Below are 205 nucleotides of genomic sequence, written 5' to 3'. Positions count from 1 at the left end.
TACATTCCTAGAAACCATCAGCGAAGGCGTCGCCATGTTCAATGCGAAGACCGGGCGCGATACCGAGATGTGCCGGGGTGAACTGTCGTTTGATCAGGCATTTGAGCGCAGCTACAGCCAGTCCGCTATCACCCGCATAGTCGAGGAGCAATTACGCCAGTTAATGCTGCCCGCCGAAGCGGTGCGCGTGAAACCCACTGGCGAG

General features: G+C 57.6%; 1 protein-coding gene. It reads left to right on the top strand.

The window, feature by feature from the left end; genetic code table 11:
* Positions 1-205, top strand: a 205-nt coding sequence (locus GTGU_RS23885) for a transposase domain-containing protein (RefSeq protein WP_038164170.1), incomplete at both ends; no start/stop codon positions are given.

It is taken from the genome of Trabulsiella guamensis ATCC 49490, assembly GCF_000734965.1.
Classification (GTDB): Bacteria; Pseudomonadota; Gammaproteobacteria; order Enterobacterales; family Enterobacteriaceae; genus Trabulsiella; species Trabulsiella guamensis.
Note: the sequence above shows the minus strand (reverse complement) of the source record. Positions and strands in the feature narration are given on the sequence as shown.